Annotated in this window: 16 protein-coding genes and 3 pseudogenes; 18 read left to right on the top strand and 1 reads right to left on the bottom strand. The window is 68.0% G+C overall.

The genetic code is table 11. The features are described 5' to 3' along the window. From x551_RS10640 to nagZ, 18 genes and pseudogenes are all read left to right on the top strand, one after another. Positions 1-585 (top strand): annotated as a pseudogene (locus tag x551_RS10640) (ACP S-malonyltransferase); the annotation flags it as partial. Then, entirely contained in the window at positions 582-1,331 is a 750-nt protein-coding gene (gene fabG, locus x551_RS10635) for a 3-oxoacyl-ACP reductase FabG (protein ID WP_011828238.1), read from the top strand. The pseudogene x551_RS10640 and the gene fabG, both read left to right, overlap by 4 nt. A gap of 117 nt (positions 1,332-1,448) precedes the next feature. Further along, positions 1,449-1,688: an acyl carrier protein gene (gene acpP, locus x551_RS10630; protein ID WP_011828239.1), complete on the top strand. Its 240-nt coding sequence runs from the start codon at positions 1,449-1,451 to the stop codon at positions 1,686-1,688. 38 nt (positions 1,689-1,726) lie between these two features. Further along, positions 1,727-2,970: pseudogene (gene fabF / locus x551_RS10625) on the top strand (beta-ketoacyl-ACP synthase II). A 33-nt stretch (positions 2,971-3,003) separates the two neighbouring features. Continuing rightward, positions 3,004-3,468: a hypothetical protein gene (locus tag x551_RS23435; RefSeq protein ID WP_152543478.1), complete on the top strand. Its 465-nt coding sequence runs from the start codon at positions 3,004-3,006 to the stop codon at positions 3,466-3,468. A 3-nt stretch (positions 3,469-3,471) separates the two neighbouring features. Further along, positions 3,472-4,092, top strand: coding sequence for an RNA polymerase sigma factor RpoE (gene rpoE / locus x551_RS10615; protein WP_036233396.1), 621 nt, complete (start codon positions 3,472-3,474; stop codon positions 4,090-4,092). Positions 4,093-4,130: 38 nt separating this feature from the next. After that, positions 4,131-4,775, top strand: a complete 645-nt coding sequence (locus x551_RS10610) for a sigma-E factor negative regulatory protein (RefSeq protein WP_011828243.1) — start codon at positions 4,131-4,133, stop codon at positions 4,773-4,775. A 2-nt stretch (positions 4,776-4,777) separates the two neighbouring features. Further along, positions 4,778-5,836 carry a MucB/RseB C-terminal domain-containing protein gene (locus x551_RS10605; RefSeq protein WP_036233393.1) on the top strand — a complete coding sequence of 353 codons (1,059 nt, stop codon included), beginning with the start codon at positions 4,778-4,780 and terminating at the stop codon, positions 5,834-5,836. Positions 5,837-6,023: 187 nt separating this feature from the next. Next, positions 6,024-7,442 (top strand): DegQ family serine endoprotease, encoded by a 1,419-nt coding sequence (locus x551_RS10600; RefSeq protein WP_237706395.1) that lies wholly within the window; start codon positions 6,024-6,026, stop codon positions 7,440-7,442. A gap of 559 nt (positions 7,443-8,001) precedes the next feature. Next, positions 8,002-9,816 carry a translation elongation factor 4 gene (lepA, locus tag x551_RS10595; RefSeq protein ID WP_036233390.1) on the top strand — a complete coding sequence of 605 codons (1,815 nt, stop codon included), beginning with the start codon at positions 8,002-8,004 and terminating at the stop codon, positions 9,814-9,816. A gap of 7 nt (positions 9,817-9,823) precedes the next feature. Beyond that, positions 9,824-10,792 carry a signal peptidase I gene (gene lepB / locus x551_RS10590; RefSeq protein WP_036248462.1) on the top strand — a complete coding sequence of 323 codons (969 nt, stop codon included), beginning with the start codon at positions 9,824-9,826 and terminating at the stop codon, positions 10,790-10,792. A 26-nt stretch (positions 10,793-10,818) separates the two neighbouring features. After that, positions 10,819-11,208 (top strand): DUF4845 domain-containing protein, encoded by a 390-nt coding sequence (locus x551_RS10585; RefSeq protein WP_051495779.1) that lies wholly within the window; start codon positions 10,819-10,821, stop codon positions 11,206-11,208. 58 nt (positions 11,209-11,266) lie between these two features. Continuing rightward, on the top strand, positions 11,267-11,959 hold the full coding sequence (gene rnc / locus x551_RS10580) for a ribonuclease III (protein ID WP_036233409.1): 693 nt from the start codon (positions 11,267-11,269) through the stop codon (positions 11,957-11,959). After that, positions 11,956-12,894 carry a GTPase Era gene (gene era / locus x551_RS10575; RefSeq protein WP_036233387.1) on the top strand — a complete coding sequence of 313 codons (939 nt, stop codon included), beginning with the start codon at positions 11,956-11,958 and terminating at the stop codon, positions 12,892-12,894. The genes rnc and era overlap by 4 nt, the downstream gene beginning before the upstream one ends. Further along, the gene (gene recO, locus x551_RS10570; RefSeq protein ID WP_051495778.1) at positions 12,891-13,721 is read left to right on the top strand and encodes a DNA repair protein RecO; all 831 of its coding nucleotides are present in this window, start codon (positions 12,891-12,893) and stop codon (positions 13,719-13,721) included. The genes era and recO overlap by 4 nt, the downstream gene beginning before the upstream one ends. Positions 13,722-13,736: 15 nt before the next feature. After that, on the top strand, positions 13,737-14,534 hold the full coding sequence (locus x551_RS10565; RefSeq protein ID WP_152543477.1) for a pyridoxine 5'-phosphate synthase: 798 nt from the start codon (positions 13,737-13,739) through the stop codon (positions 14,532-14,534). Positions 14,535-14,541: 7 nt separating this feature from the next. After that, positions 14,542-14,940, top strand: a complete 399-nt coding sequence (gene acpS, locus x551_RS10560) for a holo-ACP synthase (RefSeq protein WP_036233384.1) — start codon at positions 14,542-14,544, stop codon at positions 14,938-14,940. After that, complete coding sequence (gene nagZ, locus x551_RS10555; protein ID WP_036248459.1) at positions 14,941-15,984, top strand: beta-N-acetylhexosaminidase; 1,044 nt, start codon at positions 14,941-14,943, stop codon at positions 15,982-15,984. Positions 15,985-16,075: 91 nt separating this feature from the next. On the opposite strand, the pseudogene x551_RS24300 reads toward nagZ, so the two are convergent. Then, positions 16,076-16,381: pseudogene (locus tag x551_RS24300) on the bottom strand (ribonuclease E/G); the annotation flags it as partial.

Raw genomic sequence — 16,381 nt, 5'->3', positions numbered from 1 at the left:
AGGCGATGCAGGACGCGGTGCCGGTCGGCGCCGGCGCATGGCGGCATCCTCGGGCTGGACGCCGATGCGGTGCGCGCCGGGTGTGCCGACGCCGAGGCGGCGACCGGCGAGTCGGTGCAGGCGGCCAACTACAACGACCCGAAGCAGACCGTGATCTCCGGCAGCAAGCTCGCCGTCGACAAGGCCTGCGAACTGCTGAAGGCGGCCGGCGCCAAGCGGGCGCTCCCGCTGGCGGTGTCGGCACCTTTCCATTCGAGCCTGATGAAGCCGGCGGCCGAGCGGCTGCGCCAGCGCCTTGTCGATGTGGCGCTGGCCGCGCCGGCCATTCCGGTGCTGAACAACATCGACGTCGCCGTCGAGTCCGAGCCGGCGGCGATCCGCGACGCGCTCTACCGCCAGGCCTTCGGTCCGGTCCGCTGGGTCGAGACGGTGCAGGCGCTCAAGGCCCGCGGTGTGTCGACCGTCGTGGAGTGCGGGCCGGGCAAGGTGCTGGCCGGGCTGGTGAAGCGGGTTGATGCCGAGCTGGCCGTGCTGAACATCTTCGATCCGGCCAGCCTGGCCGAGACCCAAGGAGCCCTGGCATGAGCGCGGACGCTTCGGTGACGACGCAGGTGGCCCTGGTGACGGGCGCGAGCCGCGGCATCGGCCGCGCGATCGCGACCACGCTGGCCGAGCGCGGCTTCAAGGTCGTCGGCACGGCGACCAGTGAATCCGGCGCGGCAGCAATCGGCGAGGCGCTGGCCCCCCTGGGCGGGCGCGGGTTGGTGCTGAACGTGAACGACGGCGCGGCGCTTGAGGCGGCAGTCGACACCATCGTCAAGCAGGACGGCGGACTGCACGTGCTGGTCAACAACGCCGGCATCACGCGTGACACGCTGTCGATGCGCATGAAGGACGACGACTGGGACGCCGTGCTCGACACCAACCTGAAGGCGGTGTTCCGTGCCAGCCGCGCGGTGATCCGGCCGATGATGAAGCAGCGCTACGGTCGCATCGTCAACATCACCTCCGTGGTGGGGGCAAGCGGCAATCCGGGCCAGGCCAACTACGCCGCGGCGAAGGCCGGCGTCGCCGGCATGACGCGCTCGCTGGCCCGTGAACTGGGCAGCCGGGGCATCACGGTCAACTGCGTGGCGCCGGGTTTCATCGCGACCGACATGACCGACGGACTGCCCGAGGCGCAGAAGGCCGCGCTGCTGGGGCAGATCCCGCTGGGGCGCCTGGGCGCGCCGGAGGAGATCGCCGATGCGGTGGCCTTCCTGGCGTCGAGACAGGCCGGCTACATCACGGGGACCGAACTGCACGTCAACGGCGGCATGTTCATGAATTGAGCGTCGAACAGAGCGCGGTGCGACCCGTCGCCCCGGGGTCGCGCCGCTGCGCCGGAGCTGTCACGCCGGAGCAACTAGAATCACGGGCTGTTTTTGCAAACTCTCCTTGGAGGAGTCATGAGCGACATCGAAGCACGCGTCAAGAAGATCATCGCCGAGCAACTCGGCGTGGCCGAAGGCGAGGTCACCAATGAAAAAGCCTTCGTCGCCGATCTGGGCGCGGATTCGCTGGACACCGTGGAACTGGTGATGGCACTCGAGGACGAGTTCAGCATCGAGATCCCCGATGAAGAGGCGGAGAAGATCACGACCGTGCAGCTCGCGATCGACTACGCCAAGAGTCACGCCAAGGCCTGACGGCCGCGGTTTCCGTTTCCTTCGTTTCTCTACAGCGCATGAGCCGTCGTCGCGTCGTGGTGACCGGGCTCGGTCTCGTCACCCCCCTGGGCAACACGGTGGACGAGTCCTGGTCGCGGCTCGTGGCTGGCCAGTCCGGCATCGCCACCGTCACCAAGTTCGATGCCACCAAGCTGGCCTGCCACATCGCCGGCGAGGTGAAGGGTTTCCAGATCGAGGATTACATCCCCGCCAAGGAAGCCCGGCACATGGACACCTTCATCCACTACGGCCTCGCAGCGTCGCTGCAGGCCGTGAAGGATGCCGGGCTGCCCACGGGCGATGCTCTGAACGAGGAGCAGGCCGAGCGCATCGGTTGCCTCGTCGGCTCGGGCATCGGCGGCCTGCCGCTGATCGAGGAGACCCACGCTGAGTACGCGGCGCGCGGGGCGCGGCGGATCTCGCCGTTCTTCGTGCCGGCTCGATCATCAACATGATCTCGGGGCATCTGTCGATCCAGTGCGGCTTCACGGGGCCGAACCTCGCGATCGTGACCGCCTGCACCACCGGCCTGCACTGCATCGGCCAGTCGGCCCGCATGATCGAGGCGGGTGATGCCGACGTGATGATCGCCGGCGGTGCCGAGTCGACCGTCTCGCCGCTCGGCATCGGTGGCTTCGCCGCGGCACGTGCGCTGTCGACCCGCAACGACGATCCGGCCACCGCCTCGCGCCCCTGGGACCGCGACCGCGACGGCTTCGTGCTCGGCGAAGGGGCCGGCGTGATGGTGCTCGAGGAGTACGAGCACGCCAAGGCACGCGGCGCACGGATCTATGCGGAGCTGGCCGGCTTCGGCATGGGCGCGGACGCCTTCCACATGACGGCGCCCAACGTGGACGGCCCGAAGCGTGCGATGAAGGCCGCGTTGCGCAGCGCGGGAATCGAAGCGGGTCAGGTGCAGTACCTGAACGCGCACGGCACCTCGACGCCGCTGGGCGATCTGAACGAGAGTAACGCGATCAAGCTGGCCTTCGGCGATCACGCGAAGAAGCTGGTGGTCAATTCCACCAAGTCGATGACCGGTCACCTGCTTGGCGGCGCAGGCGGCATCGAATCGGTGTTCACCGTGCTCGCGATCCGCGACCAGGTGTCGCCGCCCACGATCAACATCTTCAACCAGGATCCCGAGTGCGACCTGGACTACTGCGCGAACACTGCGCGCGAGATGAAGATCGAGCACGCCGTGAAGAACAACTTCGGTTTCGGCGGCACCAACGGCACGCTGGTGTTCAAGCGCGTCTGACGCGCGTGCCGGCCCTGAGCATTTCCCTGAACGATGCGTGCGGCTCCCGCCGTGGCGGTGACGGCGTGTCCGGGTCTGGCGCGAGCGGTGCTGCGACTCCTGTCGGCGCTGGCCGTGGGCGTGACCGCGCTGTGGGCGCTGCAGCGCGGCGACGGTCTCGCGGCGACCATCACCAGCCTGGTCGTGGCTGGCGTGGCGTGTTTGCTGTGGCGAGATCGGCGAGCCTCCGCGCAGTATCTGAAGTGGGACGGCGTCGACTGGTGGCTGGCCGCGCCGGTGGATGCGGCGGAACCGCGCATAGGCAAGGTGGCGGTGGCGCTCGACCTGGATCGCTGGTTGCTGCTGCGCTTTCGGGCGGACGGCCTCGAAGTTCCGGCGCCCGGACCCCGTACGCGCTGGCTGGCGTTGCGGCGCCACGAGCATCCGGCCGAGTGGCATGCGCTGCGCTGTGCGCTCTATTCGCCCGCGGCATCGTCCGGCGCATCGGAAGGTCCCTGAGCCGTGGCTGAGCCGACCAGTCCTGACAACGACGCCCTGCTGGTCGACCGCGTCAAGCAGGGCGACATACGCGCCTTCGAGATGCTGGTCGTCAAGTACCAGCGGCGGATCGAGCGCCTGATCGGGCGCATGGTGCGCGATGTCGACCTGGTCCAGGACATCGCGCAGGAGACCTTCATCCGCGCCTACCGGGCGATCCCGCAGTTCCGTGGCGAGAGCCAGTTCTACACCTGGCTGTACCGGATCGCGGTCAACACGGCCAAGAAGACCCTCGGCGACCTGAAGCGAGACCTGCTCGTGACCGAATCGGCACGGGCCGGCCGGGACGAGGACGGCGATGAAACTTCCCGGGTCGAGAACGAACTAACCGACGGCGAGACGCCTGACGCCTTGCTGGCATCGAAACAGATCGCCAATGCGGTGAACTCCGCGATCGAGGATCTGTCCGAAGATCTGAGGCAGGCGATCACGCTGCGCGAGATCGAAGGCCTGAGCTACGAAGAGATCGCTGACGTGATGAATTGCCCGATCGGGACGGTGCGGTCGCGCATTTTCCGGGCGCGCGAGGCGATCGCGGAGCGTTTGCGCCCGATGCTGGAGCAGCGCTCCGGCGAGCGCTGGTGAGTAGTGTGGGCGGGCCCAGGGGCCAACGGAGTGTTCAGATGAGCAATGTCGAGAACCTGCAGGGGGCCGAGGCCCTTTCGGCCCTGGTCGACGGCGAGGCCGACGCCGGCACGGCGGCCTCGCTCAGCGCGCGCTGGCGTGACGAGGCGGCTTTGCGCGAACGCTGGCACAGCTACCAGCTGATCGGTGACGTGCTGCGCTCCGAGGAGCTCGCCGGCGGGGGGCGCGACGCGGCGTTCCTTCAGCGTCTGCGCGCGCAGCTCGACCGGGAGCCGGTCGTTCTGGCGCCCCGGGCCGATCGGGTGGCCGAGGAGTCCGCTGCGGCGTTGCCCAGGCAGCGGGCCGCTGGTGGAGGATTGCGCCGCTGGGCCACGCCGGCCGCAGTGGCGGCGGGTTTCCTGGCCGTGATCGGGTCGTTGGCCGTGACCCGCCTGTCGGGGCCGCAGGCGGACGCGCCGCAGCTGGCGCAGGCGCCAGTGGTGCCGGCCGAGGCGCCCCAGCGGGTCGTCCTGTCCGCGCCCGCCGATCAGGTCGAGCCTGCCAGCGGCGTGCTGATCCGCGATGCCCGCCTCGATCAGTATCTGGCGGCGCACAAGCAGTTCGGTGGCAGCTCGGCCTTGAGCGTGCCGTCGGGCTTCCTGCGCAGCGCGACCTACGACGGCGCCACGGCGGCCGCGCGCTGAACATGCTGCAGAACATCGTCGCGCGGGGATGGCGCGCCATGCCGGCCGTCGTGCTGATGGCCGCGTTGTTGCCCTCCGCGACCCGAGCCCAGGCCGGGGGCGATCCGCTGGTCGAGGCGCGCGATGCACGCTACTGGCTGGCGCGCATCCACGAGGCGGCCGGGAAGCGCAACTTCCAGGGAACGTTCGTCGTGACGGCGGCCGGCTCGGTGGCGAGTTCGCGCATCGTGCACTTCTGCGACGGTCGCAACCAGTTCGAGCGCATCGAGTCGCTCGATGGTCAGCACCGTCAGGTCTACCGCCACAACGATCTCGTGCACAGCCTGTGGCCGCACAGCCGTGTCGCGGTGGTGGAGACGCGGCAGGCCATGGGGCAGTTCCCCCTGTTGCTGTCGGCCGGCGCTGACCGCATCGTGCCGTTCTACGACGTCAAGTCGCTGGGCGACGGGCGCGTGGCGGGGCACGAGGCCAATGTGCTGCTGCTTCAACCCAAGGACGGCTACCGCTTCGGCTACCGACTGTGGGCCGAGCGCAGCTCCGGCCTCTTGTTGCGATCCGAGGTGTTCGACGAGCGCGATGTCGTGCTGGAGACCTCGGCCTTTTCCGAGGTGTCCATCGGCGTGAAGCCCCGGCCGGAGTCGGTGCTGCAAGCGATGAAGCGACTGGACGGCTATCGCGTCGAGCGACCGACGCTGCAGCAGGTGGACATCGGGCGAGAGGGGTGGTTGCTGAATGCCTTGCCACCGGGCTTCCGGCACGTCAGCAGCGTCAAGCGCCTGATGACCGTGGCTGGAGGGGAGCAGCCCCGGCCTGCTGCTTCCCAGGAAGAGTTCCCCTTGGCGCCGCCTTCGGTGCTGCAGGTCATCTACTCCGATGGCCTCACCTACGTGTCGGTGTTCATCGAGCCCTACATGCCGCGCCTGCACCGCCGGGAGATGCTGATGTCGCTGGGTGCAACCCAGACTTTGGTGAAGCGCCGGGGTGAATGGTGGATCACCGTGATCGGCGATGTCCCCGTCGTGACCCTGCGCGCGTTCGCGGCGGCCTTGGAACCCCGCTGACGGATGCGCGATCTCACTGCGCCGGGCCGCGGGGTCCCGCGGCCAAGGCTCCCTGATCGACTGTTGGTACGAGGTGATGATGCAAGAAGCAAGAACTGAAATGCCGCGTTCGTCGTGGCGCGCGCGCTCCTGGGTCTGGGTGGCGGCGGCGAGCATCGCCGGCGCCTCGACGCTGGGGGGGCTGCTGATGTCTCCGCATGCCAGTCATGCGCAGCCGGCCGTGGCAGCGGCACGTGGCCTGCCCGACTTCACCGACCTCGTCGAGCAGGTCGGCCCGGCGGTGGTGAACATCCGGACTACCGAGCGCACCCGCGGTGGTCAACGCGGCGGTGGGGGGGCCGGCCCGGAGATGGACGAGGAAATGCAGGAGTTCTTCCGTCGCTTCTTCGGCGTGCCGCCGGGGCAACTGCCTGGGCAGCGCCAGGATCCGCGGCGGCAGGCACCGGACGAAGAGCAACAGCGTGGCGTGGGTTCCGGCTTCATTTTCACGACCGACGGCTACGTGATGACCAACGCGCACGTGGTCGACGGTGCCGACGAGGTGTACGTCACGCTGACGGACAAGCGCGAGTTCAAGGCCAAGCTGATCGGTGCTGACAAGCGCACCGACGTGGCCGTGGTCAAGATCGAGGCCGCAGGCCTGCCGTCGGTGAAGATCGGCGACGTCAGCAAGTTGAAGGTCGGCGAATGGGTCATGGCGATCGGCTCGCCCTTCGGCCTGGAGAACACGGTCACGGCCGGCATCGTCAGCGCCAAGGCGCGCGACACCGGCGAGTTCGTCCCCTTCATCCAGACCGACGTGGCCATCAATCCCGGCAACTCCGGCGGTCCGTTGATCAACCTGCGCGGCGAGGTGGTCGGCATCAACTCGCAGATCCTCAGCCGCTCGGGCGGCTTCATGGGCATCTCCTTTGCCATTCCGATGGACGAAGCCACGCGCGTGGCGGACCAGTTGCGTGCCGGTGGCCGCGTGGTGCGGGGTCGCATCGGCGTGCAGATCGGCGAGGTGACGAAGGACGTGGCCGAATCGCTCGGCCTCGGCAAGGCGGCGGGGGCCCTGGTGCGTTCGGTCGAGGCCGGCGGGCCGGCCGACAAAGCCGGCGTCGAGGCGGGCGACATCATCACGCGCTTCGATGGCAAGCCGGTCGAGAAATCCAGCGACCTGCCGCGTCTGGTGGGGGGAACCAAGCCGGGGAGCAAGGCAAGCCTGCAGGTCTTCCGCCGCGGCAGCGCGCGCGATCTTGGTGTGACGGTGGCAGAACTCGAGCCCGAACCGGGACGCCGGGCGGCCGCACCGGAGAGCAAGCAGGCGCCGACGCCGAGCGTGGTGTCCGGCCTGGGCTTGACGCTGGCCAACCTGAGCGAGGAGCAGAAGCGCGAACTCAAGCTGCGTGGCGGCGTGCGTGTGGAAGCGACCGAAGGTGCGGCGGCACGCGCGGGCTTGCGTGAAGGCGACGTGATCCTGTCGGTCGGCAATGTCGAGATCGTCGACGTGAAGCAGTTCGAGGCCGTGATCGCCAAGGTCGACAAGAGCAAGCCCATCAACGTGCTGTTCAGGCGAGGAGAGTGGGCGCAGTACGCGCTGATCCGCACGGCGACCCGCTGATGCAGCGCGGGGAAGGGCGGCGCGACGGTCGATCCGGGTCGTCAAGCCGTCGCCCCAGTCGTCAGTCTGGTTTTCCGCCAGCTGAAATCGATTCGGCGATTTGTGGAAGCCTTGAAATCTTCTAAAAAGTGGGTGTGTGCACACACCCACTTTTTAGTGTTCGAATTAGGCTTGAAATTCACTAGAATTCCGCCGAATCTCGCCCCTTTATGCGCGGCGCAAAACAATAGTCGGCATGCCAAAGATCGTCCACAGGACACCCACAGGGGTTTGTGGATAACATGTGCATGAATTCCATTGTTGGCACGCTGCAACGACGCAAAACCGAGCATCGGCGCGGTTTCCGGCCCGGTTGATGTGGCTACAATGAAAGCCCAACGAAGCAGTTGCCAAACGTTTTTTGTTGGAAGGCGCGTCACCGGTTTGACGTGCCTTTTTTTTATGTGCGGCACGGACCGCCCAGCCCTCATCCCGCTTCGCGACACGAGCACCCGGCGCAACGGCAGCGCTCTTGTGACTCCCGCTTGAAGCGCAGCGCAGTACGACGACGACAGGTCAGATGGACCACATCCGCAATTTCTCGATCATTGCCCACATCGATCACGGCAAGAGCACCCTGGCCGACCGGATCATCCAGCGCTGCGGTGGCCTGAGCGATCGCGAGATGGAAGCCCAGGTGCTGGACTCGATGGACATCGAGCGTGAGCGTGGCATCACGATCAAGGCGCAGACGGCGGCGCTGAACTACAAGGCGCGCGATGGCCGGGTCTATCAACTCAACCTGATCGACACGCCGGGGCACGTGGACTTTAGTTACGAGGTCAGTCGCTCGCTGTCGGCTTGCGAGGGGGCTCTGCTGGTGGTCGATGCGTCGCAGGGTGTCGAGGCGCAGACGGTGGCGAACTGCTACACCGCGCTCGACCTGGGCGTCGAGGTGGTGCCGGTGCTCAACAAGATGGATCTGCCCCAGGCTGATCCGGAGAACGCCAAGGCCGAGATCGAGGACGTGATCGGCATCGACGCCGAGCATGCGATCCCCTGCTCTGCGAAGACGGGCGAGGGCATCGACGAGATCCTCGAGGCAGTGATCACCCGCATGCCGGCTCCCCGTGGCCAGCCCGACGGGCCGCCGCGCGCGATGATCATCGACTCCTGGTTCGACAACTACGTCGGCGTCGTGATGCTGGTGCGCATGGTCGACGGCGTGCTCCGCAAGGGAGACCGCATCCGGATGATGGCCACCGACACCGTGTATCCGCTGGAACAGTTGGGGGTTTTCGCGCCGAAGTCCGAATCTCGCGAGCAATTGAAGGCGGGCGAGGTCGGCTTCCTGATCGCTGGCATCAAGGAACTGCAGGCCGCCAAGGTCGGCGACACCATCACGCTCGAGAAGAAGTTGCCCAACAACGCCGGGCCGGCCAGTGAGCCGTTGCCCGGCTTCAAGGAGATCCAGCCGCAGGTCTTCGCCGGGCTCTATCCGACCGAGGCCAGCGAGTACGACCAGCTGCGCGACGCGCTAGAGAAGCTCAAGCTCAACGACTCCTCGCTGCGCTACGAACCCGAGGTGAGCCAGGCGCTGGGCTTCGGCTTCCGCTGCGGCTTCCTCGGCCTGCTGCACATGGAGATCGTGCAGGAGCGCCTGGAGCGCGAGTTCGACCAGGACCTGATCACCACTGCGCCCAGCGTCGTCTACCAGGTGCAGCTCGGTGGCCTGGCGGGCGAGGTGATCGAGGTCGAGAACCCATCGAAGATGCCCGAGATCGGCAAGATCGCCGAGATCCGCGAGCCCATCGTCACTGTCCACCTCTACATGCCGCAGGACTACGTCGGCCCGGTGATGACGCTGGCCAACCAGAAGCGCGGCGTCCAGCTCAACATGGCCTACCACGGCCGCCAGGTCATGCTGACCTACGAGATGCCGCTCGCCGAGATCGTGCTGGACTTCTTCGACAAGCTGAAGTCGGTGTCGCGCGGCTACGCTTCGATGGACTACGAGTTCAAGGAATACCGCGCGGCCGACGTCGTGAAGGTCGACATCCTGATCAACGGCGACCGGGTCGATGCGCTGTCGATCATCGTGCACCGCAGCCAGAGCCAGTATCGGGGCCGCGCCGTGGTGGCCAAGATGCGCGAGATCATCTCGCGGCAGATGTACGACGTGGCCATCCAGGCAGCCATCGGCGCCAACATCATCGCGCGGGAGAACATCAAGGCCTTGCGCAAGAACGTGCTGGCAAAATGCTACGGTGGCGATATCAGCCGCAAGCGCAAGCTGCTCGAAAAACAGAAGGCTGGCAAGAAACGCATGAAGCAAATCGGCTCCGTCGAGGTGCCGCAGGAAGCGTTCCTGGCCATCCTCCAAGTAGACGACTGAACACTTCATGAGTGCATTGACCGGGCTGCTCTATGGCGCCCTCGTGGTTTACCTGGGCGGCTGGTATCTCGGCTCCTGGAGCGGCAACTTCTCGCTGCTGCTCTTCATCCTGACGCTGGCGACCTTCGGCTACTGGCTGGCCGAGCGCCTGCACTTCCTGCCGCGACGCGTGGCGGCGGCCTCGGCACTGGAGGCGCAGGATGCGCATCGGCGCAGCGAACTGCAGCGCCAGGGCATCCAGCAGGTCGATGGCAACGTGGCCGTGGCGCGGGAGCGCGTACTGGCCCAGCCGTGGTGGCTGGACTGGACCGCGGGCCTGTTCCCGGTGATCCTGGCGGTCTTCCTGCTGCGCTCCTTCCTGTTCGAGCCGTTCAAGATTCCGTCAGGCTCCATGATCCCCACGCTGGCGATCGGCGATCTCATCCTCGTGAACAAGTTCCACTATGGGGTGAGGCTGCCGGTGATCAACAAGATGATCCTCGCCAACAATGAGCCCCAGCGTGGCGACGTGATGGTGTTTCGCTATCCGGTCGAGCCAGGTGTCGACTACATCAAGCGCGTGGTCGGTCTGCCGGGTGATGAAGTGGCCTACCTGAACAAGAAGCTCTCGATCAATGGTCAGCCGGTGGAAACACGGCCGCTGCCGGATTTCTACGACGAGGACTCGCTGCGCTATGCCCAGCAGGCAAGTGAAAAGCTCGGCGCCGTCGAGCACCGCATCCTGACCGACAAGGACCGTCCCGGCTTCGTGATCCCGATGCCCCAGTTCCAGAACTTCCGCGACAACTGCCGCTACAACGCCGAAGGCGTGGTGTGCACCGTGCCCCCGGGCCACTACTTCATGATGGGCGACAACCGGGACAATTCGCAGGATTCGCGCTACTGGGGCTTCGTGCCCAACGAGAACATCGTCGGCAAGGCCTTCTTTGTCTGGATGAATTTCGGTAACCTCAGGCGAATCGGCTCCTTCCATTGAGCCGGCGCTTTACCAGGAGAACAACGATGGCCTTCGCAGCGTCGGCAACATCGGGTGCGGTCCGCGCGCGCCCTGCCCAGAGAGGCGTCACCCTGATCGGCCTGCTGTTCTGGGCCATCATCATCGCCTGCGTCGCGTTGGTCGGCCTGAAGGTGCTGCCGACCGTCAACGAGTATTTCACCATCCAGCGAGCGGTCAACAAGGTCGCCAAGGAGGGGGGCAGCACCGTGCCGGAGATCCGGGCCGCCTTCGACCGCCAGAAGGACATCGAATATTCGATCTCGTCCATCAGCGGCAAGGACCTCGAGATCACGAAGGAGAACGAGAAGGTCGTGGTGAAGTTCGCCTACGACAAGGAGCTCGAGCTGATCCAGCCGGTCTTCCTGCTGATCAAGTACCGGGGGCACTCGCAGTGAGGCCGTGCCGCGCCGCCGCCGGCAGGCGCGCGGTGCGGTCGGCGACGCCGTGAGCGACATCCCTGCCGCCTTCGACTCGCTGCAGGTCCGTCTCGGGCACCGCTTCGCGCAGGTCGACCTGCTGGGCCGGGCGCTGACCCACAAGAGCTTCGGCGCCCACAACAACGAACGGCTCGAGTTCCTCGGCGACGCGGTGTTGTCGGCCGCCATCTCGGGCCTGCTGTTCGAGCATTTCGGCCAGTCCGGCGAGGGCGACCTGACCCGGGTGCGTGCCCACCTGGTGCGCGAAGAGATGCTGCACCGCCTAGCGCTGGATCTCGGCCTGCCGGCCCTGCTGCGCCTGAGCGAGGGCGAGGCGCGCAGCGGCGGCGCCCGGCGTCCGTCGATCCTGGCCGACGCGGTGGAGGCCTTGATCGCCGCGGTCTACCTCGACGGCGGCTTCGCGTCGGCGCAGGCCCTGGTCGAGCGCCTCTTCACGCCGCTGGTCGCCAGCACCGCGGCCGAAGCCTGGACGCGCGACCCCAAGACCGAACTGCAGGAATGGCTGCAGGCCCGCCGCCAGCCGGTGCCCGGATATCGCATCGAATCGACCCGCGGACGCCAGCACGAGCAGATGTTCACCGTGGTCTGCAGCATCCCGTCGCGTTCGCTCGAAGTTCGCGGTGAGGGGCGGTCCCGGCGTGCCGCCGAGCAGGAGGCCGCCCGTGCGGCGCTGGCTACACTGAAGCCAGACGAAACCGAGCGCCCATGAACGACAGCACCACCGCCGTCCCTGCTGCGGGCGCAGACATGCCCGAGCAGCGCTGCGGCCTCGTGGCGATCGTCGGCCGGCCCAATGTCGGCAAGTCGACCCTGCTCAACGCCCTGGTCGGGCAGAAGGTCAGCATCACCTCACGCAAGGCGCAGACCACGCGCCACCGCATCACCGGCATCCGCAGCGCCGACGCGGCGCAGTTCGTGTTCGTCGACACCCCCGGCTTCCAGACCCGCCACACCGTCAAGGGCGCCGGCGCGCTGAACCGCAACCTGAACAAGACCGTCCAGTCGGTGATGGGCGACGTGGACGTGGTGCTGTTCGTCGTCGAGGCCGGCCGCTTCGGGCTCGACGATGCCAAGGTGCTGTCGCTCGTGCCGCCGGGCAAGCCGACGCTGCTGGTCGCGAACAAGCTCGACCTGGTGCGCCGCCGCGCCGAACTCGCGCCCTGGCTCAAGAGCATGCAGGAGCGCCATCCGTTCGCCGAGTTCGTGCCGCTGGCGGCCACCAGCCCCGACGACGTGCGGCGCCTGCTCCAGATCGTCCAACCCTACCTGCCCGAGCAGCCGTGGTTCTACGACGAGGAGGCCCTGACCGATCGCAGCGAGCGCTTCCTCGCCAGCGAGATCATCCGCGAGAAGCTGTTCCGGCTGACCGGGGACGAGCTTCCGTACACGTCGACCGTGGTGATCGACGAGTTCAAGGAAGAGGGCGCGCTGCGCCGTATCGCCGCCACCATCATCGTCGAGCGCGAGGCCCACAAGGGCATGGTCATCGGCGACAAGGGGGAGCGCCTGAAGCGCATCGGCACCGATGCGCGCGTCGAGCTCGAGCGCCTGATGGACGGCAAGGTCTTCCTCGAAATCTGGGTCAAGGTGCGTTCCGGCTGGGCCGACGACGAGGCCCGTCTCAAGAGCTACGGCTACGAGTGAGAGCCGCCGCGTCGCGCGTCGTCGGCGCCACCCCGCAGGCTGCCCGTGGCGGCCGTGCTGCGGCCCCGGTGCTGCAGCCGGCCTACTTGCTGCACCGTTACGACTGGAGCGAATCCAGCCTGATCCTCGACCTCTTCACCCGCGAGCACGGCCGCGTGGCGGTCGCGGCCAAGGGAGCGAAGCGGCCCTACTCCCAGCTGCGCGCGGTGCTGCTGCCGTTCCAGCGGTTGCAGGTGGCCTATGGTGTGCGGCGCCCTCGGGAGGGCGAGGGCGACGGCGGCGAGGTGCAGCCGCTGAAGACTGCCGAATGGGCCGGCGGCCCGGCGATGCTCGGTGGGGCGGCGCTGCTGACCGGCTTCTACCTCAACGAACTGTTGATGAAGCTGCTGGCCCGGCAGGACCCGCACCCGGCCCTGTTCGACGCCTATGCGCACACGTTGCCGGCGCTGGGGGCGAGCGACGATGCGCGGGTCGAGGCGGCGCTGCGCGGCTTCGAGCTGGTGCTGCTGCGCGAGATCGGCCTGCTGCCCGAACTCGGCCGCGTCACGCTGACTCAGCAGCCGCTGGGCGGCGGCGTTCGGCATGCGCTGAAGGCCGAGTCCGGCCTGGTGGCCGCAGCCGCGGGCGAGGTGGGCCTGGTGGCGGACGACTGGCGGGCCCTGCAGGCCGCGCTCGATGCCGACGATCTGGCGGCGCTGCAGCGCGCCTGCCTGCCGGTGCTGGCCGACCTCAAGCCGATGCTGCGCAACCTGCTTCACTATCATCTGGCCACGCCGGTGCTGCGCACGCGGCAGTTGATGATGGACCTGCAGAACCTCGACCGCTGACGAGCTGACGTTTCGATGAATCCGCTGATCTCCTCCGGCCACTCTTTCCACGCCGCGACGACCGCGCTGTCGGTCAACCTGAACAAGGTTGCGCTGCTGCGCAACACGCGGCCGCTGACGATCCCGAGCGTCACGCGTGCCGCCCGCATCGCGATCGACGCGGGGGCGCACGGCATCACCGTGCACCCGCGGCCCGACCAGCGCCACATCCGCACCCACGACGTGCACGACCTGGCCGAGATGCTGAAGCAGGAGCATCCGCACATCGAATACAACCTCGAGGGCAATCCCTTCCACAACCTGATGGACCTGGTGCGCGTGGTGCGTCCGCACCAGGTCACCTTCGTGCCCGACAGCGTCGAGCAGTCCACCTCCGACCACGGCTGGAACCTGCCCGAGGACAACGAGGCGCTGAGACCGCTGATCGACGAATGCCATGCGCTCGGCGTGCGCGTCAGCCTGTTCATGGACCCGCTGCCCGAGGCGATGGCCCAGGCCCGTGCCATCGGGGCCGACCGCGTCGAGCTCTACACCGAGGCCTATGCGCGCTCGCATGCCGAAGGCGCCGGCACGCCGCAGCATGCGGCGCTGCTGGCCTGCTACACCGCCAGCGCCGAGGCCGCGCTGGGCGTCGGCCTGGGGCTCAACGCCGGCCACGACCTGAACCGCGACAACCTGACCGCCTTCCTCCGCGCCGTGCCCGGCGTGCTGGAGGTGTCGATCGGCCACGCACTGATCGCCGACGCGCTGGAGCTGGGGCTGGCCGAGACGGTGCGCGACTACCTGCGCTGCATCCACCGCGCCCACGCGTAGCCCCGGCATGATCTTCGGGATCGGCACCGACATCTGCGACATTCGTCGCCTGCGCGCGACCTACGCACGTCGCGGCGAGCGCTTTGCGGAGAAGGTGCTGGGCCCGCAGGAGATCGAGGTGTTCCGCTACCGCCTGGCCAAGGTGGAGGCGCGGGGCCTCAGCTACCTGGCCACGCGCTTCTCGGCCAAGGAGGCCTTCTCGAAGGCGATCGGCACCGGCATGCGCACGCCGATGAGCTGGCGTGCCTGCCAGATCCTCAACGCGCGCAGCGGCAAGCCGGAGATCCGCCTGCACGGACCGCTGGCCGCCTGGTTCGAGGCACAGGGCCTGCGCGCCCACGTCAGCGTCACCGACGAAACCGACTACGCGGCGAGCTTCGTCGTGGTCGAGACCCAGGAAGCCTAGATGAACCACGCCCCCATCGTCCTCGACATCGCGGGGACCGCGCTCGACGCCAACGACCGGCGCCGCCTGCGTCACCCGCTGGTCGGCGGGCTGATCCTGTTCGCCCGCAACTGGCAGCACCGCGCCCAGCTGACCTCGCTCACTGCGGAGATCAAGGCGCTGCGCCCCGACGTGCTGGTCTGCGTCGACCATGAAGGCGGGCGCGTGCAGCGCTTCCGCAGCGACGGCTTCACCCACCTGCCGCCGATGCGGGCGCTGGGCGAACGCTGGATGCAGGACGCGCTGGCTGCCACCGATGCCGCCACCGCCTGCGGCTACGTGCTGGCCACCGAACTGCGTGCCTGCGGCGTCGACTTCAGCTTCGCGCCGGTGCTCGACCTCGACCACGGCCCGAGCGGCGTGATCGGCGACCGTGCCTTCCACCGCGATCCGCGTGTGGCCACGCTGCTGGCCAAGAGCCTGATGCACGGCCTGCTGCTGGCCGGCATGGCGAGCTGCGGCAAGCATTTCCCGGGGCACGGCTACGTGGCCGCCGATTCGCACACCGAGGTGCCAGTCGATCGCCGCACGCTGCGCCAGATTCTCGGCGACGATGCCCGGCCCTACGAGTGGCTCTCCACCTCGCTCCCCAGCGTGATGCCGGCGCACGTGATCTACCCGAAGGTCGATGCGCGGCCCGCCGGCTTCTCGCCGCGCTGGCTGCAGGACATCCTGCGCGGCCGGCTCGGCTTCACCGGCGCGATCTTCAGCGACGACCTCAGCATGCAGGGCGCGACCGTCGCCGGCACGCCTACCGAGGCCGGCATCGCCGCGCTGAAGGCCGGCTGCGACCTGGTGCTGTTGTGCAACCGGTCTCTCGACGGCGGCGCACCGCTCGACGCACTGATCGACGGGCTGGAGACGGCGCTCGAGCGCGGTCGCTGGCAGGCCAGCGCCGACAGCGAGGCGCGTCGCCTCGACCTGCTGCCGCAGACGGCGCCGTTGCCCTGGGACGAGCTGATGCACCACGCGCCCTACCAGCGCGCGCTCAACCAACTGCCCTGAGGGGATGCCGTGCCGCCGGCACCGCGGCCCATGAAAAAACGCCCCCGGGCCGCGAAGACCCGGGGGCGTTGTCCTCGGCCCTGGCGCGGGCTCAGCGGCCTTCGAACGGCAGCTTGATCTGCGACAGGTCCTTGCGCGTCTCCACCAGCACCAGCGGGCCGTCGTCGATCGCAACCACCGGTTTCGGCTCGCGCGGCACATGCACCGGCTTCGGTGCATCGGCCATCGCCTGCTGCACCGCGCGCACCTTGTCCGCGTCGGAGTTCACCCACTGCAGCCGGCGCCGGTGGCCACCGCGGCGAGGTCGTCGATCGGCAGCGCGTAGGGCGGCAAGGCGGCGGCAGCCGCAGGCGGCGCAGCATCGGCGACCGGTTCGATCGCGACCGGCGCGGTGCAG

The organism is Methylibium sp. T29 (assembly GCF_000576205.1).
GTDB classification, from domain to species: domain Bacteria; phylum Pseudomonadota; class Gammaproteobacteria; order Burkholderiales; family Burkholderiaceae_C; genus Methylibium; species Methylibium petroleiphilum.
The sequence above is the reverse complement of the archived record's forward strand: the minus strand, read 5'-3'. Positions and strand labels throughout refer to the sequence as shown.